This is a genomic window from Acrocarpospora sp. B8E8 (genome assembly GCF_039871605.1).
In the GTDB taxonomy this organism is placed as follows: Bacteria; Actinomycetota; Actinomycetes; order Streptosporangiales; family Streptosporangiaceae; genus Acrocarpospora; species Acrocarpospora macrocephala.
This window is the reverse complement of the sequence record NZ_JBDPLV010000033.1, coordinates 1-22,313: the sequence shown is the minus strand read 5'-3', so window position 1 is coordinate 22,313 and position 22,313 is coordinate 1. Positions and strand designations below refer to the sequence as shown.

The following is a 22,313-nucleotide window of genomic DNA, read 5'->3' as shown; positions in this document are numbered from 1 at the left end:
GGCGCGGTCACACCGGTCGAGGCGATGGCCCGAGGTGCGGGCGTCTGCTCTAGAGCCAGGCTCGGCACCGTCGTGGATATGTCGTGCGACGGGTGGATGAGGCAGCTTCCGGCACGAGGCCGCCTCAGGCCCGTACCGGAGACAGGGGGCTCCGACGACGGTCACATCCGTCTTCTGCACAACGCACCCCTTAGTCTCTGTCGCAGGACCTACCCGGTTTGCTTACCCGGTAAACTTACCGAGTAAACCTAACACGCCGAGGAGTCGTTGTGCATGCCCAATCGAGGAGACCGTGGTGGGTCGAAGACCCGGGCGCACATTGCTGATGTCGCGACCGGGCTGTTCCTGGACCGCGGCTTCGACAACGTCACGATCGTTGAGGTCGCCGCCGCAGCGGGGGTGTCGAAGGTGACCGTGTTCTCCCACTTCGAACGCAAAGAGGACCTTCTGCTCGACCGCCTTCCCGACGCGGTCGAGATCGCGCGGGCTGCCGTCCGCGAGCGGGCAGACGATGTCGGCGCTGTCGAAGCGATCCGTCGGACCCTCCTCGCCCTCGCCGAGGAACGACACGGGCTGTCCGGCCTGGAGGAGGGGATCGAACCGTTCCTGCGGATCGTCCTAGAAGCCCCGACGTTGATCGCACGGCTTCGCGTATTCGAGCACGAGATCGAGGCGGCGCTGACCGAGGAACTCGAATCCGACAAGCGCTTCTCCGGGGACAGTGCGCTCCTCGCCGCGCTCATTGTCGCCGCGTACCGCATCGTCGCCGTCGCGACCGTCCGACGCCGGCTCGCCGACGACGACCTCGCCGACATCGCGACGGACCATCAACAGCGATTGAACCAAGCGTTCGACGCGATCGAGCACGGCATTTCAGCCGCACCCGGACCCCTGGTTCGGCCATGACACCGTCGACCACCACGGAAGTGACCGACAGACACCACCGGACCGCGGTGCAGCACCTCGACCTGTTGTTGAGTTAGGGGTCATGGGTCCACAACGTGCTCGGCGCACAGGCAGCCGATGCCTCGCTCGATCCATTCCCGCCCGGCCCATTCGGGGTGCCGCTCGATGATCAGGGCCGTGACCTCCTCGGTGATCGTCTCCTCGCTCATGGCCGAGTCCCGGCGTGCCCAGGTTTCGTCGCGCAGCAGTTGAAGGTAGTCGCGGACATCGGCCAGCAGTTGCGGGCCGCCGATGTCGCCATGGCCGGGGACGACCACCTGCGGGTCGGCGGCGGCCAGCCGGTCCATCACCGCGATCCAGCGGATGCCGGAGACGTCGGTGTCGTGCGGCGGGAACCACGGGAAGATGGCGAACTGCCCGGCCTCCACCAGGTCGCCGGTGAACATCACCCCGGCGTCGGGGACCGTGATTACCTGGTCGCCCTTGCTGTGTGCCCGGCCGGTGGCGCGCAGTTGCACCATCCGGCCGCCTAGGTCGAGGTCGTAGGAGTTGTCGTAGACGACGTCCGGAATGGCCAGTTCGACGCCCTCCAGCTGCCGGGCGACCGGTTCACCGAGTCCGGCGAACATGTCGAGGTAGCCGGCGCCCTTGGTGGCCAGGTCCTCGGCCTGCGCCCTGTTGATCAGGAAGGTCGCGAACCCGGTGAACGCCTGCGCACCGAACGCGTGCTCGGGGTGAAAGTGCGTCGTGGTCAGATACAGCTTGCGGTCGCCCGCGTAGTCGGCCGCGAATTTGAGCACGGTTTCGGCGTTGCGGGGGCCCATTCCGGTCTCGACGACCAGCACGGAATGCGTGCCGCCGATAATGCCGATGTTCGGCACCAGCTGCACGCCCTGGTTCGGGATCACAACCAGATCGCGAGCGAGTTCCCGCACATCTGTGATCCGCACAACAGGTTCCGGGAACGGGTATTCGGCCATTAATTGATACTCCTCAGGAGGTCAGGACCGCCGCTGGGTGGCTCGGCACCAGGTCATGTCGCGGCCGGTCGAGTCATTTCCAGTCCATCGCGGGGCTGTTCGAGGCGTCCAACACCGATTCCACACACCCGATACTGTTCGGGTATCGTCGCTGGTGATGGACTTACGCCTGTTGCGCTACTTCGTGGCCGTCGCCGAGGAACGCCACTTCGGGCGCGCTGCCGTCCGCCTGCACATGACCCAGCCGCCGCTGAGCCGGGCCATCAAGCGGTTGGAGACCGATCTCGGCACCGTGCTGCTGCATCGCTCAGCCACGGGAGTCACGCTCACCGTCGCGGGAACCGCGCTCTACGACGAGGCGCGCACGCTGCTGGAGCAGGCCGAACAGGCACGCGCCCGGGTCACCGCCGCGGCCCGCGGCGCCACCATGACCGTCGGCACTCTCGCCGACAGCGCCGAACAGGTCGGTACGCGCCTTGCCGCCGCCTTCCGCCGGCGCCACCCCGGCGTCCATGTCCACATCCGAGAAACCGACTTCACCGACCCGACCACGGGGCTCCGCGCAGGTCTCGTCGACGTCGCCCTCACCAGGACGCCCTTCGACGACACCGGCATCAGCACCCATGTGCTGCGCTCCGACCCCGTCGGCGTAGTCCTGCGCACCGACGACCCGCTCGCCCGCCACGACACCCTGCACCTACGCGATCTCGCTGGCCGCCGGTGGTTCCAGTTGCCCGAGGGAACCGATCCCCTCTGGCGCGCCTACTGGAACGGCACCACGCCTACCGGTGAGCTCCGAGATGGTCCCGTAGTACGCACCGTCCACGAGTGCCTGCAGGGCGTTCTCTGGAACGGCGCGATCGGACTGACACCACTCGCCCACGCCCTTCCTGACGGACTCACATCCGTCCCCCTCGCCGACATGCCACCCAGCCACGTCGTCGTCGCCTGGAAAACCACCAACACCGACCGACTCATCCGCTCGTTCACCCAGATCGCCGCAGCCATCTACCGCTCGACAGCTCCGCCGACGAGCAGCCACCCGGCCTGACGGACGGCGAGCCGCACACAAGTGCGGGCATCGTGACCACGGCTGGCCAAGCTGAGCGTGGCAGCGCTTGGTGGCGTAGTGGCACACGTGGCGCGTCAGAACTCATTCAGGTGGCCGGTGGGAGATTGCGGTAGTGGCACTGGGGTGGAGGCCGTCGGTGATTACTGTGAGTAGGCGGTCGCGGGATGGGGGGGTCGCGTGGCTGGCAGCGTGTACCGCGCCTGACAGGAGGGCCATCAGGTCGGGGAGGGTGATGTCGGTGCGGACTGCGCCTGCCTGTTGGGCGCGGGTCAGTAGGCCGTCCAGGGCATTTGCCAGTTCTCGGCCGATCTGGGTTTCGCCGGTACGGCCTGCTGCTAGGACATCGGCGTACATGGCACCCGATTCGACGGTGTAGGCGAAGAACGCGAAGAAGGCGGGGCCCGCTCCCTCGGGGGTGAGGGAGTCGACCTTGGATGCCAGGATGCGTACGCGCGCGAGGAAGACGGCCTCCAGGAGGGCTTCCTTGGTGGGGAAATGCCGGAAGACCGTCCCAACGCCGACTCCTGCCTCGCGGGCGATCTCCTCGGTCGAGGCGGCCAGGCCCTTGGCCGCGAAGACGGCGTCTGCCGCGGCCAGCACGCGGTCCCGGTTGCGCCGGGCGTCGGCGCGCAGCGGCCTATCCATTGACAAACGGAGTGATCACTCCGTATCTTCTAAGCGGAGTCACGAATCCGATTATATGCCCGGAGGTCCTCCCATGAACGCACGCGAAGCCTTCGCCGCCTGGCAGGAGGCCGTCCTCACCAACGGCAGCATCGATCACCTCTTCGCCGACGACGCCATCATCGAACTCCCGTTCAACCCCGGCCGCCCACGCCTGAACCGCACCGAATTCCTCACCCTCGCCGGCGCCCGCGCCACCATGCCCGTCCGGTTCGACGAATTCCGCGACCTCGTCATCCACGACACCGGCGACCCCGAAGTGATCATCGCCGAATACTCCATCGCCGGCACCCACACAACCACCGGCGACCAGGCCACCGCCCCCTTCGTCATGATCCTCCGCGTACGAAACGGCCGAATACTCCAGCTCCGCGAATACCAGGACGTCCCCACCATGACTGCGGCGCTGGCTCCCGCATGACCCGGCCGATCAGCCGTCGCCGAGGTCGCGAAGTCTCTTGGCGATTTCGCTGACGTCATCGAGTTCGCCGGTGGTGACGGCGATCACCAGCGCCTCCGCGGCATCGGTATCCGTGCCGGTCAAGATCTGGCCGTTCAACTCCAGAAAGACCACAGCGGAAGTCCAGCCCAGGCGTTTATTGCCGTCGATCAGAGGGTGACCGATGATCAGGCTCTGCATGAGGGCGGCCGCCTTGGTCCACAGATCGGGGTAGGCGTCCTCGCCGTACAAACTGGTTTGCGGCCGGAAAACAGCCGCGTGCAACTGCCCCCCATCGCGCAATCCAACCGAGGGAAGGATCTCCTCCGCGATCGCCAGCACATCCGTCGTCGTGAGGAACACCGTCACTGCGAAAGCCGGTGCAGAAGCTCGGCATCGCGCTGAGCGACCTTACGCGCGATGGCCCGCACAGCACTCTCCTGCCGACGAGCCAGATGCTCTTCAATCGCGATGACAATCTCGCTGTTCAGACTGTTGCCATCCTCATCGGCCACGACACGCAACCGCGCATGGATCTCATCCGGCAACCGAAGTCGAAGTTCCATAAAAGCGATGGTACCCAAGCACGGTACCTCCGAACGATCCCATCAACGACGAGAGTTCACTCTGCTGGCGTCAATTGGCGGAACTGGCCGGCGGAGTCGACTCCGGGGCCCGCAGCAGCCTCGGAGTGACTCCGCCGTGGTCTTTGGAGGGTCGGTGTGGTGGGCGGGTCGCGCGGTGTGTCCTGGCACCGCGCGACCCTTTCTCGAGTTCCACCATCAGTTCGTATCCCTTTACCTACCCCAAGGGGCGTTCCCGTAAATGATGATGCTGGAGAAGTCGTAAGGGGCGTGTAAGCGAGATCTGCGACCTGAGTCGTACTCGCGAATCAGCCCTGAGGCGGACCGCGATTGAGCAGGCCATACATATCGTGGGGGCATGTTCGGCAGACTGCGGGCCTGGGGGCGGCGGCATCGTGCGGTGGTGGACCTGGTCACCATCGCGCCCTTGGTGTTGTTCTGTCTGGCCGCGGTGCCGGAGTATGTCAATGATCCGTTGATGGCGCCGAGCGTGCGGCTCGGCGTGCCGGGAGCAATCGCGCTTTCGGTGATGTTGCTGGGCCCGCTGGCATGGCGGCGAAACTACCCGCGTGCGGTGTTCGCGGCGGTGGCGGGGATCAGCCTGGTCCAGTGGCTGGTGGGGATCGAACCGTTGCCCGCGAATCTCGCGGTCCTGGTGGGCATGTACGGCGTCGCCGCCCGCTGCCGACTGGAATGGGCGATCGCGGCGGCCGTGGTCGCGGAGATCGGCACCTACCTGGCCCTGCGGACATGGAACGACCTGACGCTGGAAATTTTCCTCAACGCATCGGTATTCGTGACAGCGATCTGGATCGGCGGCATTTACACAAATATCCGGCAACGATACGTCCAGGGCCTGGAGGATCGCGCCGAACGCGCCGAACGGGAGCGGGATCAGCAGGCGCTGATCGCCACCGCGGCGGAACGGGCCCGGATCGCCCGGGAACTCCACGACGTGGTGGCGCACAACGTGAGCGTGATCGTCGTCCAGGCCGACGGCGCCGGATACGCGATCGACAACGATCCCGAACAGGCACGCCGAGCGGTCCAGGCCATCTCCGCCACCGGGCGGCAGGCACTGACCGAAATGCGGCGGCTGGTGGGCGTCCTGCGGGACGACACCGCCGGAACGGAGGACTACCAGCCCCAGCCGGGCCTGGGGCAACTGGAGGAACTCGTCCGGCAAGTACGGGAATCAGGCCTACCTGTGGACATGACCGTCGAAGGCGACCTGTCCGGCCTGCCCGAGGGCGAGCAATTGGTGATCTATCGGATTGTTCAGGAAGCGCTGACCAATACCCTCAAACACGGCGGGCCGCAGGCCCGGGCGGACGTGCGGGTGGAAGCCGGCGGGCGGGAGATCGTGATCAGAGTGGTCGATGACGGGCGCGGCGCGGCGGCCCTCGTGAGCGAAGGCGGTCACGGGCTGATCGGCATGCGGGAACGCGTCACCATGTACGGCGGAACGATGGACGCCTCCCCCCGCACCGGCGGCGGGTTCCTCGTGGTCGCCCGGCTCCCGGCGGGCCTTCGCGAGGGAGCCGCATGATCCGCGTGGTGCTGGTCGACGACCAGGAACTGGTCCGCGCGGGATTCCGGATGGTGCTGGGCGCCCAGCCGGACATCGAGATCGTCGCCGAAGCCGCCGACGGCGCCGCCGCCGTGACGGCGCTCCGCGAGATCAGCGCGGATGTCGTGCTGATGGACGTGCGCATGCCCCGGATGGACGGCGTCGAGGCCACCCGGCTGATCCTCGCCCAGCCCGACGCCCCGAAGGTGCTGATCCTGACCACGTTCGACCTGGACGAGTATGCCTTCGCCGCCATTCGCGCGGGCGCGTCCGGCTTCCTGCTGAAGGACGTGCCGCCCGACGATCTGCTCAGCGCGATCCGCTCGGTGCACGCGGGCGATGCCGTCGTCGCGCCCAGCACGACCCGGCGGCTGCTCGATCTCGTCGTCGCGTACCTGCCGAATGAGGCCAGGCCGACGCGGGACCCGCGGGTGCTGACGGCGCGGGAGCGTGAGGTGCTCCTGCATGTCGCCCGCGGGCTGTCGAACGTGGAGATAGCCGGCCAGTTGCATCTGGCCGAAGCCACCGTGAAGACCCATCTAGGCCGCATTCTGGCCAAGCTGGAACTGCGGGACCGCGCCCAGGCCGTCGTGTACGCGTACGAGAGCGGCCTGATCACCACTCGGCCGAAAGGCTGACCCCCGGCTACCTCAGGAGTCGCACCACCCCCCCGCCGAAGGCTCCTCGAGGACCAGTCCGAGCCCGTCCCGAGGGCCGAGGCTTCGCCGGGCAGCGCGCCCTAGCGTTGCTGCCATGACGATTACCACTGATGTCCGGCACGCCGTCGAGGCCAAGGGACTGACCAAGATATACGGGCAGGGCGACGCGGCCGTGCACGCGTTGCGCGGGGTCGACGTGAGCTTCGCCACGGGGGCGTTCACGGCGATCATGGGCCCGTCCGGCTCGGGGAAGTCCACGCTCATGCACTGCCTGGCCGGTCTCGACACGGTGACCGAGGGCAGCGTGACCGTCGGCGACACCGAGATCACCCGCCTGTCCGACAAGCAGCTGACGCTGCTGCGCCGGGAACGGGTCGGATTCGTGTTCCAGGCCTTCAACCTGCTGCCCACGCTGACCGCCGAGCAGAACATCCGGCTGCCCCTGGAGATCGCCGGACGGCAGGCCGATCAGGTGCTGTTCGACCGGGTCATCGACACGGTGGGGCTGCGGGACCGGCTCTCCCACAAGCCGAGCGAGCTGTCCGGCGGGCAGCAGCAGCGGGTGGCCGTGGCCCGGGCGCTGATCAGCAAACCCCAGGTGATCTTCGCGGACGAGCCGACCGGCAACCTGGACTCGCGCAGCGGCGCCGAAGTGCTGGCGTTCCTGCGCCATTCGGTCCGCGAGCTCGGCCAGACGATCGTGATGGTCACCCACGACCCGGGCGCCGCCTCCTACGCCGATCGGGTCATCTTCCTCAGGGACGGCCTGATGGTCAGCGAGCTGGCCGAGCCCACGCCGCAGACCGTGCTCGACACGCTGCTGAAGCTGGAGGCCTGACCGGTGCTCAAAACCACCCTGGCGGGGCTGCGAGCACACAAACTCCGGCTCCTGCTCACCTCCCTCGCGATCACCCTGGGCGTCGGCTTCATCGCCGGAACGTTCGTGCTCACCGACACGATCGAGGTCGGCTTCCGGCAGAAGTTCACCGCCGACGCCGCCAAGATCAGCGTCGCGGTCAAGCCGAAAGACGACCCCGAGGCCCAGGGAGCGCCCATCATCCCCGCCGACGTCCTGGAGCAGATCCGGAAGGTTCCCGGCGTCGCCGACGCCCAGGGCCTGCTCCAAGGCCCGACCCCGCTGCTCGGCCGGGACGGCAAGGCGGCGGGCAACATCCCGACGACCGCCATCTCCGTCCCCACCGGCTCGCTCAACCGCGTCATCGTCACCAGCGGCGACTTCCCCGCCCGGCCGGCCGACGCGATCCTGGACGAGAACACCGCCAAGACCAGGCGCTTCGCGATCGGCGACACCATCACCGTGCTGGACGCGAAGGGCGCCAGGAACGACTTCACCCTGGTCGGGCTCTTCGACACCGGCGTGAACCAGAACCTGGCCTACACCGGCGCGGTCGGTTTCACCACCGACACCGCCCAGCGCATGACCGGCGCCAAGGGCTTCGGCGAAGTCGACATCGCCGGCGCGGAGGGCTCGGACCCCGCGCGGCTGCGAGACGCGGTGGCCACGGCCATCGGCGCGGACTACGAGGTGAAGACCGGCAGCCAGCTGGCCGACGAGCTGGCCGCCCAGAGCAATGTCGAAACCAGTTACCTGACTCTGATGTTGCTGCTGTTCGGCCTGATCGCGATGTTCGTGGCCGCTCTGGTGATCTACAACACGTTCAACATCCTGGTCGCGCAGCGCACCCGCGAGATGGCGCTGCTGCGCTGCATCGGCGCGACCCGCGCCCAGATATTCGGCTCGATCCTGCTCGAATCCGTGGTCGTCGCGATCCTGTCCTCCGGCCTGGGCCTCCTGCTCGGCCTCGGCCTGGGCGCGGGCGCGATGGCCGGCCTGGACCTGCTCGACGCGCCCGTCCCCAGCGGCGCGGCCATCTCCCTCGCCCCCCGGACGATCATCCTCGCCGTGGTGATCGGCCTGGTCGTCACCGTCGGCGCCGCCCTGCTCCCGGCCCGCGCCGCCACCCGCGTCGCCCCCATCGCGGCCCTCCGCTCCCAGGTAGAGGAACAAGCCTTCAAAGCCGGTCTGGTACGGACGATCCTCGCGACCCTCTTCCTCCTCGCCGGAACCGGCGTCACCATCGCCGGAATCACCATGGACGGCGGCGACGACGCCCTGATCGTCATCATGGCCGGCGGCGCGCTCTTCTTCCTCGGCGTGCTCATCCTCAGCCCGGTCATCATGCGCCCGCTGGCGAGTTTCGTCGGCTGGCTCCCGCGCCGCCTGTTCGGCGTGCCCGGCAGCCTGGCCGTCGACAACGCCCGCCGCAACCCCAAACGCGCGGCGACCACGACCGTGGCCCTGACCATCGGCGTCACCCTGATGACGCTGATCTCCGTGATCACCGCCACCACCCGGGCCACGATCAACGCCCAGCTGGACGCCCAGTTCCCGGTCGACTACATGATCTCCGAACAGCGCGGCCCAGACTCCCGCATCCCGCGCGCCCTGGCCGCCGCGCTCCGCCAGAGCCCCGAAGTCGGTTCGGTCATCCAGATGCAGCGCGTCGAGGCGCGCCTCGAAGGCTCCGGTACGGAGAAATTCCAGGTAGGAAACTTCCCGGCATCGCCAGAATTCCGGCCGCAGGCGACCACGGGCTCGTTCGACGCCTTTGTCCCCGGAACCGTCGCCCTGGTCGACGGCACGGCCCGGTCTCTGGGCCGGAAGGTGGGCGACGCGATCCAGCTGAAGACCGAACAAGCCGGAACGGTCAGCTTGAAGATCGCCGCGACCTTTGACCGGGATAGCAGCGACCTGGCCCCCATCACCATTCCGCAGGCGGAATTCGACCGATATTTCGGCGCACTTGATGACGCGGCCGTCTACGTGAACGCCAAGGACGGCGTCGCCCCCGACGTCGCGCGCCGGGCCGTGGAGGCGATCGCGCAGCCGTACCCGACCGCGCTGGTGACCAGCTCGACCGAGATCCGCGGCGAGTTCGAGGACGCCCTGGACATGATGCTCATGATCTTCGGCGGCCTGCTGGGCCTGGCCATCCTCATCTCCGTACTCGGCATCGCCAACACCCTCTCCCTGTCCGTCCACGAACGCACCCACGAATCCGCCCTGCTCCGCGCGCTCGGCCTGACCCGCCCCCAGCTCCGCCGCATGCTCTCCCTGGAAGCCCTGCTGCTGGGCCTGATCGGCGCGCTGATCGGCATCACCCTCGGCGTCGTCTTCGGGTGGTCCGCCATGCAGACCCTCCCGTTCGACATCCTCTTCCGCGCCCCCGCCGACCTGATCCTGCTCTTCCTGGTCCTGTCCGGCCTGGCCGGCGTGCTGGCCGCCCTGCTCCCCGCCCGCCGCGCCTCCCGCGCCTCGATCGTGGACGCCCTCGCCAGCACCTGAGGTCCCCCCGCCCGCTCTCACCCCTGAGGGCGGGCGTTCCTCGGTTCGGGCAAACACACATGGTTCTGAGGATTCTTACCGGGAGTGCCCGGGGGTGGTCCCTTAACCTTGGGAAGCATGTTGCACGGAAGTATTGGCATCTTCGACAGCGGTGTCGGCGGGCTCACCGTGGCGCGGGCGATCATCGACCAGTTGCCGCACGAGTCGATCTTGTATGTGGCGGACACCGCGCGCCAGCCGTACGGGCCGAAGAGCATCGCGGAGGTCCGGGGCTATGCGCTGGAGGTGATGGATCACCTGGTCGCGCATCAAGTGAAGATGCTGGTCATCGCCTGTAACAGTGCCAGCGCGGCGGTGCTGCGGGACGCGCGGGAGCGCTATGACGTGCCGGTGGTGGAGGTGATCCAGCCGGCTACCCGCAGGGCGGTGCGGGCCACCAGGAACGGGCGGGTGGGGGTGATCGGGACGCGCGCCACGATCGAGTCGATGGCCTACCAGGACGCGTTCGCGGCCGCGCCGCACGTGCAGCTGGTGGGCGTGGCCGCGCCGCGGCTGGTGGAGTTCGTGGAGCGGGGCGAGACCGACAGCGAGGAGCTGATCGAGGCGGTGCGGGACTATCTCGCGCCGGTGCTGGCGGAGGGCTGCGACACGCTCATCCTCGGCTGCACCCACTATCCGCTGCTGGTCGGGGCCATCTCCTACGTCGTGGGGGACGACGTGACGCTGGTGTCGAGCGCCGAGGAGACCGCCAAGGACGTCTACCGCGTGCTGCACGATCGGGGGCTCAACCGGTCCGCGGACGTGCCGCGGCACCGGTTCCGCGCGACCGGTGATCCGGCTCCGTTCGCGCGACTGGGGCGGAGGTTCCTGGGGCCGGAGATCCAGGCAGTCGAGATGGCGACGATCGGCGACGCACCCACGATCGCGGACGTTTCCGGAAATGGGAGGTCTCAGTGAGACTCACGATCGTCGGTTGCTCGGGGAGCTTCCCGGGGCCGGACAGCCCGGCCTCCTGCTACCTGTTCGAGGCGGAGGGCTTCCGCCTGGTGGTCGACCTCGGCAACGGCGCTCTCGGCGCGCTCCAGCGCCACATCGGCCTGCACGAGGTGGACGCCATCTGCCTGTCCCACCTGCACGCCGACCACTGCCTCGACCTGTGCTCCTACCACGTCGTGCGCACCTACAGCCCCGGCGGTCCGTTCCCCCGCATTCCCGTGTACGCCCCTGCCGACGCCCCCCGCCGCCTCAACCGCGCCTACGGCATGCCCGACGAGCCGACCCTGGAATCGGCCTTCGACTTCCACGCCCTCACCCCGGACCGCCGCCAAATCGGCCCCTTCGAGGTGACGACCGCGCTGATGAACCATCCAGTGGAAACCTACGGATTCCGGATCTCGTACGGGGGCCGCTCGGTCGCCTACTCCGGCGACACCGGCGAGTGCGCCGAACTGGTCCGGCTGGCCAGGGACGCGGACGTGCTCCTCTGCGAGGCGTCGTTCCTCGATCTCCCCGATCTCACCCCCGACCTGCACCTCAACGGCCGCCAAGCCGCCGAGCACGCCGCCAAGGCCGGGGCGGACCGCCTGGTGCTGACCCACCTCGTACCCTGGTACGACCACGACCGCATCCTGTCCGAAGCCGCCACCGCGGGCTTCACCGGGCGGCTGGAGTTGGCCAGAAGCGGTGCGGTCTATGACCTAGGGTGAAGGTCATGGCTCGCTCTGATGGACGTACGCCCGACCAGCTCCGGCCCGTCACACTCACCCGGAACTGGCTCGCCCACGCCGAAGGCTCGGTCCTCGTCGAGTTCGGCGGCACGAAGGTGCTCTGCGCCGCGACGGTGGAGAGCGGGGTGCCGCGCTGGCGCAAAGGCAGCGGTCTCGGCTGGGTGACGGCGGAGTATGCGATGTTGCCCCGCGCCACCAACTCACGCGGCGACCGCGAATCCGTGCGCGGCAAGATCGGCGGCCGGACGCACGAGATCTCCCGCCTGATCGGCCGCTCGCTGCGCGCGTGCGTCGACTACAAGGCGCTCGGCGAGAACTCGATCATCCTGGACTGCGACGTACTCCAGGCCGACGGCGGCACCCGCACCGCCGCGATCACCGGCGCGTATGTGGCGCTGGTGGACGCGGTCTCCTGGATGCGCAAGAAGCGCATGTGCCCCGGCGATCCGCTGGTCGACTCGGTCGCGGCCGTCTCGGTGGGGATCGTGGGGAACACGCCGCTGCTGGACCTCTGCTATGTCGAGGACGTGAAAGCCGGAACCGACATGAACGTGGTCATGACCGGCAAGGGCGCGTTCGTCGAAGTGCAGGGCACGGCCGAAGGCGCTCCCTTCGACCGGGACACGCTGGACGAGCTGCTCGACCTGGCCGCGGCCGGCTGCGCCGAGCTGACCGAGCTGCAGAAAATCGCTTTGGCCTGAGCGCGCACGAGCCCGATCATTGAGGTCTGGCTTCTGTTTGGGGATGGAATGACACGTCTAGTGCTGGCGACCCGCAACGCGGGCAAGATCGTCGAGTTCCGCCGGATTCTGGCGGACGCGCGCGTACCCATCGATCTGGTCGGCCTGGAGGCGTTCCCCGAGATCGGCGAAGTGGCCGAAACCGGCCTCACCTTCGCGGAGAACGCCCTGCTCAAGGCCCACACCGTGGCCAAGGAGAGCGGCCTGCCCGCGGTCGCCGACGACTCCGGCCTCTGCGTCGACGCCCTGAACGGCATGCCCGGCATCTTCTCGGCCCGCTGGTCAGGCGGCCACGGCGACGACCAGGCCAACCTGGCCCTCCTGCTGGCCCAGCTCACCGACGTCCCCGACGACCGCCGCCAGGCCCACTTCACCTGTACGGCGGCGCTCGCGCTGCCCTCAGGCGAGGAACGGGTGGTGGACGGCATCATGACCGGCACCCTCATCCGCGAGCCCCGGGGCACCAACGGCTTCGGCTACGACCCGATCTTCGTCGCCGACGGCGAAACCCGCACCACGGGCGAAATGCCAGCCGCCGAAAAGGACGCCATCAGCCACCGGGGCAAATCCTTCCGCGCCCTGATCCCGGTCATCATCGAGGTCCTCGGTTCCTGACCTGGCGCCTTCGCTTGAGAGCCACCATGGGAGTCTTCGCGGGAGACCACCGTGGAGTCTTCGCGGATACACCCTGGACTTCTTCGCGGAAACACCACGGCGCTGGCGGGGGCGGGCGGAGCCCGAGGGAAACAAAGGGATGGGTGGGTGGGAGAACCACCGTGTCTTGACTGTCGTTTCATGTGGGAGCTGGCGGGGATCTCGATCGCCTCGTAACCCGCTCGTAAGATCTTCTGTCGCTGGGTAGGCGTAGCGTCTGGAGTGTGGAACCACGCACTCGCCCGCCCGGTTGGGCGGCCGCTCTGGCGGGGGTGACGGCCGGAGCCGTCGCGCTCGGTATCGCCCAGCTCGTCGCCGGGGTTTTCGGCGGAACCTCGCCGATCATCGCGGTCGGAAACTCGGCCGTCGACAACACACCGTTGTGGCTGAAGGAATGGGCGATCCGCACCTTCGGCGAGAACGACAAGAACGTGCTCATCGGCGGCATCCTCGTCGTCGTCGCCCTGCTCGCCGCCGCCCTCGGCGTGCTCTCCCGCCGCCGGGTGGGCTTCGGCGTGGCCGGGCTGTGGCTCTTCGGCCTGGTCGGCATGGTCGCCGTCCTCACCGGAGCCGAGGCGGGGCCGCTGGCCATCCTGCCGCCCCTGATCGGCGCCGGAGCCGGGGCGATGACCTTGTCGTCGCTGTTCCGGCGGTTGGAGCCGCCCCCCTGGGCCGAGTCGGAACGCGCCGAAGTGCTCGCTGCGGCGAAAACCGATGATTCGCACGCCGCAGCGGAATCCGATGATGCGCACGCTGCGGCGGAGCATGACGATTCACACGCGGCAACGGAACGTGACGATTCCGAGAAGCCGGAAATGCCGCCCGTGATGCGGGCGGGATCCGAGCTGCATGCCTTCAGCAGGCGTCGTTTGCTGACCGGCGTCGGCGTGGGTGTGGGCGTCGCGGGTGTGTCCGGGATCGCGGGCCAGCTCCTCTCCGGCCGCAACGACGTCTCCGGTGCCCGCACGGCCGTCGCCAAGGCGCTGCCGACCGCGGCCACGCCGTTGCCGCCCCTCCCCGCCGGAGTGGAATTCAAGATCCCGAACCTGTCCCCTTTCTCGACCCCCAACCACGACTTCTACCGCGTGGACACCGCCCTCGTCGTGCCCGCCGTGGACCCCAAGAGCTGGACCCTGAAAATCCACGGCATGGTGGACAAACCCATCGAGATCACCTTCGACGACCTCATCAAACGCCCGCTGATGGAAGCCGACGTCACCCTGACCTGCGTCTCCAACGAGGTCAACGGCCCCTACGTAGGGAACGCCCGATGGCTCGGCGTGCGCATGGCCGACGTCCTGCGCGAGGCGGGCCTGCAGGCCAACGCCGACATGCTGCTCAGCACCTCCAGCGACGGCTGGACCTGCGGCACCCCCATCGACATCGTCATGGACGGCCGCGACGCCCTGTTCGCCATCGCGATGAACGGCGAGGTCCTCCCCGTCTCCCACGGCTTCCCCGTCCGCCAGGTGGTCCCCGGGCTGTACGGCTACGTCTCCGCCACCAAATGGGTCACCGACATCAAGGTCACCCGCTACGACCTCGACGAGGCCTACTGGACCCCCCGAGGCTGGTCCGCCATGGGCCCCATCAAGACCGGCTCCCGCATCGACGTCCCCCGCAACAAGGTCAAACCCGGCCGCAACACGATCGCCGGCGTCGCCTGGGCCCAGCACCGCGGCATCGAAAAGGTGGAAGTCCAAGTCGACGACGGCGACTGGCGCGTCGCCCGCCTCGCCGAAGTCCCCGGCCCCGACACCTGGCGCCAGTGGGCGATCGACTGGGACTTCACCCCCGGCCTCCACACCATCCGCTGCCGCGCCACCGACGGCACCGGCCAAACCCAAACCGCCAACGGCGCCCCACCCGCCCCCAACGGCGCAACCGGCTATCCCACCGTCCTGATGGAAGCCGTCTAACCGGCCAGACTGCCCCGGCAGTCGACCATCCGACCGACCCCTCTCCGTCCGAATGGAAACCACCACCCCACGCAGCAAACGCCAAGCCAATCGACCAACCAACCGGCATCTCCGTCCAAATGGAAGCCACCCGCCACGCAGCATGCGCTAAGAACGCCCAACAGAACGCCGCTGCCGCTCTTGGCGCCGGTGCGGCGAGAACCGTCACCTGTGTGAACGGCGCCGGATAACGGCGAGTAACGCGGCGACCTGCTCATTCTGTTAGGCGCTCTAAGCCAATCGACCATCCGACCAAGCCCTCCGTGCCCACGGAAGCCGGCCATTCCGCGCAGCTCGCCCAAGCCGCCCAGCCTCATACGCGGTTCGTGTCCCTCGGTGCAGGGCTTCCTCCAGCCCTCACCGCACGATGACGTCCTTGCCTCCGGCTCGGGGTTAGCACCTCTGCCCCCAGGAGACCTCTCCCCCAAGCAATCGCCCATGCTGGGCGCACAGCATCGAGCCGACTGGCCCTCCGATCGGCGTCTTCGTCCTGGTGGAAGCCGTTAATCCCGGCTGCGCCGACGCGTGGTCTTTCGTGTGGCGGCCGGTTCTTGGGTTGGCCAGCTGAGCGGCATGATTTGGGAAATACGACTTACCAGACGGGAGCGGCCTCTACGATCGACATCCTGAGGGGGAGGGGCCTGCAGTTGGTTTTCAGGGGGATGGCCGATCGTCAGTCGCGGTGGCGGCTGCCGAGCGGCGTCTACAACCCCGTCGTCACGGGTGACGGCCGCCGCTGGCGTGACTATGAGCACGCCGCCGAGACGCCGGCCCCGACGCTGGATGAGCGTCCGTCCCTCCCGCGGAGCTCGGGCGTCGGCAACGACTGGTTCGATCGTGGTTGCCGTCCGCCCCGCCTGGACGAGGCCAGGCCGTACGGGATCGCGGGGGGTCTGGCCCGGCCGGACCCGCAGACGCAGGAGGACCTGCTGCAGGCGGCGGTCGGCCGCTTCCCGGATCCGCGTGGCACCTGGATCCGGCTGATCAACGCGGAGGGCCCGACGGAGGACCCCTTCCGGTCCACCAACGCGATCGACTGCGCCCTCGCCGTCCTGTCCACCTGGCACGGCGAACCCGCGGTGGCGGCGCCGCGCCAGCCCGAATACGACCGCGCGGGCAAGCCCGTGCTGTCCGGCGAGACCGGCGGGGTGGCCAGGGCCGAACAGTGGCTAGGTCATCGATTCGAGTATCTGGGCCAGGGCCGCCGCGCCTACTCCACCATCGCCCAGCGCCTGCTCACGGGTGGCCAGGGCGCCGCCGCCATGCTCATCACCCGCTGGCCCAACGGCGGCAGCCACGCCTGGAACGCCGTCAACTCCGGCGGCGAGGTCCTCTGGATCGACGCCCAGCGCGGCCACATGGCCGTCGAACCCCCCTACGAGAACGTCACCGGCGTCTTCTGCGTCATCATCGACCACACCGGCCAGCGAATTTGACCCGCCCACACCCGGAGCGTGCGCGATGACCCCCGAAAGCGCACGAGCCCTGGCCGAGGACTACTTCAACGGCGGCCGCCCCCACCCGCTCGACATCGCCGTCTACACCTTCGACGCCGGCTACGTCGCCTGGCCCCGCGAACCCACCCCCGAGGACCCCACCGTCTTACCCGACATCGTCGGCGGCGCCTGCATCATCATCGACCGCCACACCGGCGAGGTCTCCGTCCGCCCCCTCCTCCCACCAGAAGTGGTAGCCGAACTCTGGCCCGACCCGACCCCTCGCTAGAACACCTACGCCATAGGCAGGATCAGCCTGGCTACCCGGCCTGGGACCACACGTCATTTCGCGCATTGCGGCGCCATGATCTTGGCGTGCCCAGTCTCTGACACCGCTCTCACACCCTCCTGACCCCGGCATTGACAGCGGACCCGGACTGATCGTAGCCTCAACCAAGGCTTATAATTAGTAAACTTTCCTAAGGAAAGGCCCTGAAGGCTTCCGCCGTCCCCACGTTGGCACGGAGGCGCGGTCGCCCATCGGCGCGTACGCAATGGCAGGCCAGGCACCGGCGGCCATCACTCTCGGCACCAGCCACTCCCCCAAGCTGAAGGATCCCTGTGCCCAGAAAATTCGTGAAACGCTCCCTCGCCGCACTCGTCGGCATCACCGTCGCGGCCTCCATCGGCTTCACCGTCAGCCCCGCCACCAGCGCCGTCACCAGGCAGGCCGCCGCCCCGTTCAAGGTGCTCGCCTTCTACAACGGCACCTGGGACGCCGCCCACATCGACTTCGACAAAGAGGCCAGGGAATGGTTCCCCACGGCCGGCGCCCAGTACGGTTTCACCTGGGAGGCGACGACCGACTGGAGCCGCCTCAGCGCCGCGGGCCTGTCGCAGTACAAGGTCATCATGTTCCTGGACGACGCCCCGCCCGCGAGCCAGCGGGCCGCGTTCCAGACCTACATGCAGAACGGCGGAGCCTGGATGGGCTTCCACGTCAGCGCGTTCACCACCAACCCCAGCTCATGGAGCTGGTACTACAACACCCTGCTGGGCTCGGGCGCGTTCCAGACGAACACCTGGGGGCCGACCGCCGAGACCCTGAAGATCGAGGATCGCGGCCACCCGTCCACGGCAGGACTACCGGCGACCATCCAGTCCTCGGTGAGCGAGTGGTACTCGTGGAGCCGTGACCTGCGGCAGAACCCCGACATCGACATCCTGGCGTCGATTGACGCCGCCAGCTTCCCGGTCGGCACGGACCCGAACCAGCAGTGGCGCAGCGGCTTCTACCCCGTCATGTGGACCAACACGAAGTACAAGATGCTGTACGCAAACTTCGGCCACAACGCTATGAACTACTCCACGAATACGCGTACGTCGTCGACCTTCGCGAGCGCCCAGCAGAACCAGTGGCTGATCAACGGCCTGCTCTGGCTGGGCGGCGTAGGCGGCACCACGCCGCCCACACCGCCGCCCACACCAGAGCCGATCTCCCCGACGACGTGGTACTCGGTCGTCAACAGGGGCAGCGGCAAGTGCGTCGACGCCCGCGCGGCCGGCACCACCAACGGAACCGCGATCCAGCAGTACACCTGCAACGCGACCAACGCTCAGCAGTACCAGTTCGCGCCGACGAGCGGGGGTTTCGTGCGCGTCAACAACCGCGGTAACAGCGCCCAGGCGCTCGACGTGACCAACGTGTCGACCGCCGACAACGCCCCGATTCAGACCTGGACGTACGGGGGCGGCAACAACCAGCAGTGGCAGCCGGTGTCCGAGGGAGGTGGCTACTACCACTTCGTCAACCGCAACAGCGGCAAGTGCCTCGACGTCCCAGCCGCGTCCACCGCTGACGGGGTCCAACTCGTCCAGTACTCGTGTAACGGCACGGCCGCCCAGTCCTACCGGCTGGTCGCCCAGAGCTGAGGCGGGAGGCTCACGAGCGGGAGCGGTGGCTGGACGTCGGCATCCTGCCGATGCCGGGGTGTCCTGGCGACATCCAGCCACCGTGAACGGCGCCGGATAGCGGCGAGCGGCTCGGCCTCTCTTCAGCCGCGGCCGACGCGGGCTAGCTGGCGGGATTGGGCTACCAGGCGGCCGGTGGAGTCGTGGACTTCGACGTCCTCGTCGAACCAGTCGTCGGAGATGAGGCGGCCGGAGGCGAGGATGGTGAGCCAGCCGGGGGCGGGGAGGGCGCGTAGGTGCCAGGTCAGTTCGACGGTGGGGGCCCAGCCGCGCAGGCCGGCGGAGAAGACGACCGGAGGGAGGGCGTCGACGGCCAGGGCGAGGACGTACGGGTCGGGGTCCTGGGGTTCGGCCAGGCGAAAGTAGGCGCGGGATTCGGGGTGGTTCGTGGGGGTGTCGCTGAGCCAGCCGACGGTCGGGGGGTCGAAGCGCAGGTCGGTCTGGGCGTTGAGGTTCATCTGGGAGTCGGGCTTGGGGTCGGGGAGCCGCACGCAGTCGTCGAGTGGGGGCATGGGCGTGGCGGGCGGGATCGAGTAGAAGGGCGTGGGGTCGGGATCGAGGGTGGCGGTCGTGATCAGGGTGGCCAGGTAGGGGTCGCCGTTCTGGGTGAGGGTGGCCTGGGTGACCGTGGTCGTACGGCCGGATTTGAGCGGGGTCAGGTGCACGAGGGCGGGGCCGGGGCGGGCGGAGCGCAGGAACTGGACGCTCGTGGAGACCGGATGCGGGTGCGGGGACGCGTCCACGACCGCGCGGAGCAGAGTGGCCATCAGGTAGCCGCCGTGGAGCGGGCCACCGATCAAGTAGCCGTCGTCCAGGCACACCTCGTAGGTCGTCGCGTCGACACGCGTGGCCTTCGTCGCCTCGTCGAACCGCGTCATATACCCCCCTCACCGAATGTTGTTCTGGCGGATACCTTAGGCCATATGCCTTCTTGGCCGGGCCATTAGCCATCTGATCAGGGAAAACACGGCATCCACGGGCAGACTCCCATTGGGGGGATGATCTATGTTGGGTGCCCGGGACCTGATCGGCCAATCGGTGTGGGATTCGCGCGGGATCTGGGTCGGCCATGTCGTCGACGTGAAGATGATCCGCGAACGCAGGGGCTGGTTCCGCAAACCGGAAGAGCCGGAATCGGCGGGATTGCTCGTCTCGCGCAACCGCGCGCCCTTCCTGCTGAGCGTGTACCGCGACGCCAACGGCAAGCTCACCGGCGCCCTCCAGAACTTCACCCGCCTGCTGTACGCCCACAGCAAGGTAGTCCCCTGGGACCTCATCGAATCCAGCCATACCGGCGAAATCCACCTCAAAGGACCAGTCACAGATCTCAAACGGGACTAACATCAAGCACACTGCAAGCGAATCGCAGGCAATGTGGCATATTTTCAAGCTCGCCGAGATAAACCCTCTGATGTGAGTTGAGAAGATGCCTGCCGAGAACCCCCCCGGCTTCCCGTTCCCCGAGAACCAGGACCCGGATCGGACCGTCCACTACCGCACCCCTCAGCCGTCGTACGGGCCCTACGGTCAACCGGAGAGCGACCAGCCGACGCGCATGGCGTACCCCGGACCGGCAGGACAGGATGAGCACCCGACCCGGGTGCAGTACCCCAGCCAGGTCCAGCAGCCGCCGTACCCTCAGCAGCAGCAGCCGTATGGCGACCAGACTCGGATGGACTACCCCCCGAGCCCGCAGCAGTACCAGCAGTGGCAGCAGCCCGAGGAGCTCGCCTACGGCTTGCCGCCCGTCCAGCTCGGCCCCGAGCCGAGGCGCGGCGGCGGTGGCATCGGCCGCGGCTGGATCATCGCGCTGATCGCGGCCGTGCTCGCCGGCGTCGTCGGCGGTGGCGGTTTCTACCTCGTGAACGCGCTGAGCGGCGGCGGCACCCAGCCGCACGAGGTGCTGCCCGCGAGCGCGTTCGCCTACGTCCGCCTTGACCTCGACCCCGCCGCCAACCAGAAGCTGGCGCTGTTCACCATCGCCCGCAAGTTCAACGCCACCAAGGACGTCTTCAGCGGTGACGACCCGCGCAAGGCGCTGTTCGACTCGCTCCGGGAGAGCAGCCCGAACTTCAAGGACATCGACTACGCCAAGGACGTCGAGCCGTGGCTCGGCAGCCGCGTCGGCGTAGCGTTCTCCCAGCCCGCCAAGGCGAGCGGCGGCGACCCGCAGGCCGCCGTGGGCATCGCGGTCGCCATCCAGACCAGCAACGAGGAGGCCACCCGCGCCTTCATCGACAAGATGAACGCCGCGGAGGGGGAGAAGGCCGGCTACGTGTTCCGCGACGGCTACGTGATCCTCGCCGAGACCCAGGGCGAGGCCGACAAGTACGCCGCCGCCCCCACGCTGGCCGAGAACGCCGACTTCGCCGGAGACATGGAGGCACTGGGCGAGCCCGGCGTGATGTCCTTCTGGGCCAGCGCCAAGAGCCTCCTGGACTCGGGGCTCAGCGGCAGCGTGGACCAGGCCCTGGTCGACAAGGTCAAGGACGGCCGGTTCGCCGGCGCTCTTCGCTTCGACGGCGACTACGCCGAGATCGCGGGCATCACCCGCGGCGTGGACACCACCATCACCGGCGACCTGGAACCCACCAGGATCGGCGAGCTGCCGGACAGCACCGCCGCCGCGTTCTCGATCTCCGGTCTGGGCGACGTGCTCAGCCAGCAGTGGAGCGAGATCCTGAAGACGGCGGGCGCCGCCGGCCCCGAGGGCGCCTCGTTCAACCAGTTCGTGGACCAGGCCCAGCAGCAGTTCGGCCTGACCCTGCCGGACGACCTCGCCGTGGTCCTCGGCAAGAGCATCACCCTCGCGCTGGACGAGAACGGCCTGGACGGCAACCTGCCCAACGTCGGCACGGTCCTGTCCACCGACCCGGCGAAGGCCCAGCAGGTGCTGGAGAAGGTGGAGCTCGCGCTCGCCAACACCGGCACCACGCTCGAGCTGATCAAGAAGGCCGGTGACGACAAGCTCGTCGTCGCCACCACCGAGGAGTACGCGGCCAAGCTCGCCGAAACCGGCTCGCTCAAGGACAGCGAGACCTTCCAGCTCGCGATCCCGAACGCGGCCGACGCCAACTTCGCCCTCTACGCCGACCTGGACAAGATCGAGAAGCTCTACCTGAACTCGCTCCAGGGCGAGGAGCGCGCCAACCTGGAGGCCCTGCGCGCGGTCGGCCTGAGCGCCAACTACTCGGGCGCCGAAGCCAGCTTCAGCCTCCGCGTCCTGTTCAACTAACGACCATCCCTCGGTGCCCGGCCGGGACACCCACCCATAGACGCCCGGCCGGGCATCATAAGAAACGCCCGTCTCCCCTGAGAGTTGGAGACGGGCGTTTCGTTCGACACTTTACCGAGAAGCCGCAGAAGGCCCACCCTTCAGGGCGGGGATAAATGCCGTCCCGGGGAGGGGATGGCCCGCCGTCAGGCGAGGCAGCCCGCAGCGCGGTGCGCGGTGCGCGGTGCGCGGTGCGCGGTGCGCGGTGCGCGGTGCGCGGTGCGCGGTGCGCGGTGCGCGGTGCGCGGTGCGCGGTGCGCGGTGCGCGGTGCGCGGTGCGCGGTGCGCGGTG

General features: G+C 68.3%; 22 protein-coding genes and 1 pseudogene. 17 read left to right on the top strand and 6 right to left on the bottom strand.

Features of this window, described 5'->3' with window-relative positions; translation table 11 throughout:
- Window positions 1-273: 273 nt before the first annotated feature.
- A complete protein-coding gene (locus tag ABGB08_RS28700) occupies window positions 274-906 on the top strand; it encodes a TetR/AcrR family transcriptional regulator (protein WP_347595973.1) in 633 nt (210 codons plus the stop codon).
- 80 nt (window positions 907-986) lie between these two features.
- Here the strand turns inward: ABGB08_RS28700 and ABGB08_RS28695 are convergent, their stop codons facing one another.
- Entirely contained in the window at window positions 987-1,886 is a 900-nt protein-coding gene (locus tag ABGB08_RS28695; RefSeq protein ID WP_347595970.1) for an MBL fold metallo-hydrolase, read from the bottom strand.
- Window positions 1,887-2,043: 157 nt separating this feature from the next.
- Between ABGB08_RS28695 and ABGB08_RS28690 the strand changes: the two genes are divergently transcribed.
- A complete protein-coding gene (locus ABGB08_RS28690; protein WP_347595967.1) occupies window positions 2,044-2,937 on the top strand; it encodes a LysR family transcriptional regulator in 894 nt (297 codons plus the stop codon).
- Between the two features lie 102 nt (window positions 2,938-3,039).
- Here ABGB08_RS28690 and ABGB08_RS28685 read toward each other — a convergent pair whose 3' ends face one another.
- Window positions 3,040-3,603, bottom strand: coding sequence for a helix-turn-helix domain-containing protein (locus ABGB08_RS28685; protein ID WP_347595965.1), 564 nt, complete (start codon window positions 3,601-3,603; stop codon window positions 3,040-3,042).
- Between the two features lie 73 nt (window positions 3,604-3,676).
- Here ABGB08_RS28685 and ABGB08_RS28680 point away from each other — a divergent pair, with 73 nt between their 5' ends.
- Entirely contained in the window at window positions 3,677-4,063 is a 387-nt protein-coding gene (locus tag ABGB08_RS28680) for a nuclear transport factor 2 family protein (protein WP_347595962.1), read from the top strand.
- 9 nt (window positions 4,064-4,072) lie between these two features.
- On the opposite strand, the gene ABGB08_RS28675 is transcribed toward ABGB08_RS28680, so the two are convergent.
- Window positions 4,073-4,450, bottom strand: coding sequence for a type II toxin-antitoxin system death-on-curing family toxin (locus ABGB08_RS28675; RefSeq protein WP_347595959.1), 378 nt, complete (start codon window positions 4,448-4,450; stop codon window positions 4,073-4,075).
- On the bottom strand, window positions 4,447-4,647 hold the full coding sequence (locus ABGB08_RS28670; protein ID WP_347595956.1) for an Arc family DNA-binding protein: 201 nt from the start codon (window positions 4,645-4,647) through the stop codon (window positions 4,447-4,449). Before ABGB08_RS28670 ends, ABGB08_RS28675 begins: the two co-directional genes overlap by 4 nt.
- A 376-nt stretch (window positions 4,648-5,023) precedes the next feature.
- Between ABGB08_RS28670 and ABGB08_RS28665 the strand changes: the two genes are divergently transcribed.
- From ABGB08_RS28665 to ABGB08_RS28610, 12 genes are all read left to right on the top strand, one after another.
- Window positions 5,024-6,214, top strand: coding sequence for a sensor histidine kinase (locus tag ABGB08_RS28665; protein WP_347595954.1), 1,191 nt, complete (start codon window positions 5,024-5,026; stop codon window positions 6,212-6,214).
- Complete coding sequence (locus ABGB08_RS28660; RefSeq protein WP_347595951.1) at window positions 6,211-6,873, top strand: response regulator transcription factor; 663 nt, start codon at window positions 6,211-6,213, stop codon at window positions 6,871-6,873. Before ABGB08_RS28665 ends, ABGB08_RS28660 begins: the two co-directional genes overlap by 4 nt.
- Before the next feature lie 115 nt (window positions 6,874-6,988).
- Window positions 6,989-7,732 (top strand): ABC transporter ATP-binding protein, encoded by a 744-nt coding sequence (locus tag ABGB08_RS28655; RefSeq protein ID WP_347595948.1) that lies wholly within the window; start codon window positions 6,989-6,991, stop codon window positions 7,730-7,732.
- Window positions 7,733-7,735: 3 nt separating this feature from the next.
- On the top strand, window positions 7,736-10,261 hold the full coding sequence (locus ABGB08_RS28650) for an FtsX-like permease family protein (protein WP_347595945.1): 2,526 nt from the start codon (window positions 7,736-7,738) through the stop codon (window positions 10,259-10,261).
- A 117-nt stretch (window positions 10,262-10,378) separates the two neighbouring features.
- Window positions 10,379-11,218 carry a glutamate racemase gene (murI, locus tag ABGB08_RS28645; RefSeq protein WP_155355407.1) on the top strand — a complete coding sequence of 280 codons (840 nt, stop codon included), beginning with the start codon at window positions 10,379-10,381 and terminating at the stop codon, window positions 11,216-11,218.
- Window positions 11,215-11,967, top strand: coding sequence for an MBL fold metallo-hydrolase (locus tag ABGB08_RS28640; RefSeq protein ID WP_347595941.1), 753 nt, complete (start codon window positions 11,215-11,217; stop codon window positions 11,965-11,967). The genes murI and ABGB08_RS28640 overlap by 4 nt, the downstream gene beginning before the upstream one ends.
- A 5-nt stretch (window positions 11,968-11,972) precedes the next feature.
- Window positions 11,973-12,689: a ribonuclease PH gene (gene rph, locus ABGB08_RS28635; RefSeq protein WP_347595938.1), complete on the top strand. Its 717-nt coding sequence runs from the start codon at window positions 11,973-11,975 to the stop codon at window positions 12,687-12,689.
- 48 nt (window positions 12,690-12,737) lie between these two features.
- The gene (rdgB, locus tag ABGB08_RS28630) at window positions 12,738-13,343 is read left to right on the top strand and encodes an RdgB/HAM1 family non-canonical purine NTP pyrophosphatase (RefSeq protein WP_347595935.1); all 606 of its coding nucleotides are present in this window, start codon (window positions 12,738-12,740) and stop codon (window positions 13,341-13,343) included.
- 263 nt (window positions 13,344-13,606) lie between these two features.
- The gene (locus ABGB08_RS28625; RefSeq protein ID WP_347595932.1) at window positions 13,607-15,301 is read left to right on the top strand and encodes a molybdopterin-dependent oxidoreductase; all 1,695 of its coding nucleotides are present in this window, start codon (window positions 13,607-13,609) and stop codon (window positions 15,299-15,301) included.
- Window positions 15,302-16,002: 701 nt separating this feature from the next.
- Entirely contained in the window at window positions 16,003-16,776 is a 774-nt protein-coding gene (locus ABGB08_RS28620; protein ID WP_347595929.1) for a toxin glutamine deamidase domain-containing protein, read from the top strand.
- 25 nt (window positions 16,777-16,801) lie between these two features.
- On the top strand, window positions 16,802-17,065 hold the full coding sequence (locus ABGB08_RS28615; RefSeq protein ID WP_347595926.1) for a hypothetical protein: 264 nt from the start codon (window positions 16,802-16,804) through the stop codon (window positions 17,063-17,065).
- Window positions 17,066-17,397: 332 nt separating this feature from the next.
- Window positions 17,398-18,708, top strand: a complete 1,311-nt coding sequence (locus ABGB08_RS28610; protein ID WP_347595923.1) for an RICIN domain-containing protein — start codon at window positions 17,398-17,400, stop codon at window positions 18,706-18,708.
- 122 nt (window positions 18,709-18,830) lie between these two features.
- Here ABGB08_RS28610 and ABGB08_RS28605 read toward each other — a convergent pair whose 3' ends face one another.
- The gene (locus tag ABGB08_RS28605; RefSeq protein ID WP_347595920.1) at window positions 18,831-19,625 is read right to left on the bottom strand and encodes a thioesterase family protein; all 795 of its coding nucleotides are present in this window, start codon (window positions 19,623-19,625) and stop codon (window positions 18,831-18,833) included.
- Between the two features lie 127 nt (window positions 19,626-19,752).
- Between ABGB08_RS28605 and ABGB08_RS28600 the strand changes: the two genes are divergently transcribed.
- On the top strand, window positions 19,753-20,088 hold the full coding sequence (locus ABGB08_RS28600) for a hypothetical protein (RefSeq protein ID WP_347595917.1): 336 nt from the start codon (window positions 19,753-19,755) through the stop codon (window positions 20,086-20,088).
- Between the two features lie 85 nt (window positions 20,089-20,173).
- Window positions 20,174-21,982 (top strand): DUF3352 domain-containing protein, encoded by a 1,809-nt coding sequence (locus ABGB08_RS28595; RefSeq protein WP_347595914.1) that lies wholly within the window; start codon window positions 20,174-20,176, stop codon window positions 21,980-21,982.
- 111 nt (window positions 21,983-22,093) lie between these two features.
- On the opposite strand, the pseudogene ABGB08_RS28590 reads toward ABGB08_RS28595, so the two are convergent.
- Window positions 22,094-22,313 (bottom strand): annotated as a pseudogene (locus ABGB08_RS28590) (hypothetical protein); the annotation flags it as partial.

What these genes read in the sequence shown, in the direction of transcription:
- ABGB08_RS28700 (WP_347595973.1), top strand. Translation starts at nt 274, where the DNA reads ATGCCCAATCGAGGAGACCGTGGTGGGTCGAAGACCCGGGCGCACATT.
- ABGB08_RS28695 (WP_347595970.1), bottom strand. Translation starts at nt 1,886, where the DNA reads ATGGCCGAATACCCGTTCCCGGAACCTGTTGTGCGGATCACAGATGTG.
- ABGB08_RS28690 (WP_347595967.1), top strand. Translation starts at nt 2,044, where the DNA reads ATGGACTTACGCCTGTTGCGCTACTTCGTGGCCGTCGCCGAGGAACGC.
- ABGB08_RS28685 (WP_347595965.1), bottom strand. Translation starts at nt 3,603, where the DNA reads ATGGATAGGCCGCTGCGCGCCGACGCCCGGCGCAACCGGGACCGCGTG.
- ABGB08_RS28680 (WP_347595962.1), top strand. Translation starts at nt 3,677, where the DNA reads ATGAACGCACGCGAAGCCTTCGCCGCCTGGCAGGAGGCCGTCCTCACC.
- ABGB08_RS28670 (WP_347595956.1), bottom strand. Translation starts at nt 4,647, where the DNA reads ATGGAACTTCGACTTCGGTTGCCGGATGAGATCCATGCGCGGTTGCGT.
- ABGB08_RS28665 (WP_347595954.1), top strand. Translation starts at nt 5,024, where the DNA reads ATGTTCGGCAGACTGCGGGCCTGGGGGCGGCGGCATCGTGCGGTGGTG.
- ABGB08_RS28660 (WP_347595951.1), top strand. Translation starts at nt 6,211, where the DNA reads ATGATCCGCGTGGTGCTGGTCGACGACCAGGAACTGGTCCGCGCGGGA.
- ABGB08_RS28655 (WP_347595948.1), top strand. Translation starts at nt 6,989, where the DNA reads ATGACGATTACCACTGATGTCCGGCACGCCGTCGAGGCCAAGGGACTG.
- murI (WP_155355407.1), top strand. Translation starts at nt 10,379, where the DNA reads ATGTTGCACGGAAGTATTGGCATCTTCGACAGCGGTGTCGGCGGGCTC.
- rph (WP_347595938.1), top strand. Translation starts at nt 11,973, where the DNA reads ATGGCTCGCTCTGATGGACGTACGCCCGACCAGCTCCGGCCCGTCACA.
- rdgB (WP_347595935.1), top strand. Translation starts at nt 12,738, where the DNA reads ATGACACGTCTAGTGCTGGCGACCCGCAACGCGGGCAAGATCGTCGAG.
- ABGB08_RS28620 (WP_347595929.1), top strand. Translation starts at nt 16,003, where the DNA reads ATGGCCGATCGTCAGTCGCGGTGGCGGCTGCCGAGCGGCGTCTACAAC.
- ABGB08_RS28615 (WP_347595926.1), top strand. Translation starts at nt 16,802, where the DNA reads ATGACCCCCGAAAGCGCACGAGCCCTGGCCGAGGACTACTTCAACGGC.
- ABGB08_RS28605 (WP_347595920.1), bottom strand. Translation starts at nt 19,625, where the DNA reads ATGACGCGGTTCGACGAGGCGACGAAGGCCACGCGTGTCGACGCGACG.
- ABGB08_RS28600 (WP_347595917.1), top strand. Translation starts at nt 19,753, where the DNA reads ATGTTGGGTGCCCGGGACCTGATCGGCCAATCGGTGTGGGATTCGCGC.
- ABGB08_RS28595 (WP_347595914.1), top strand. Translation starts at nt 20,174, where the DNA reads ATGCCTGCCGAGAACCCCCCCGGCTTCCCGTTCCCCGAGAACCAGGAC.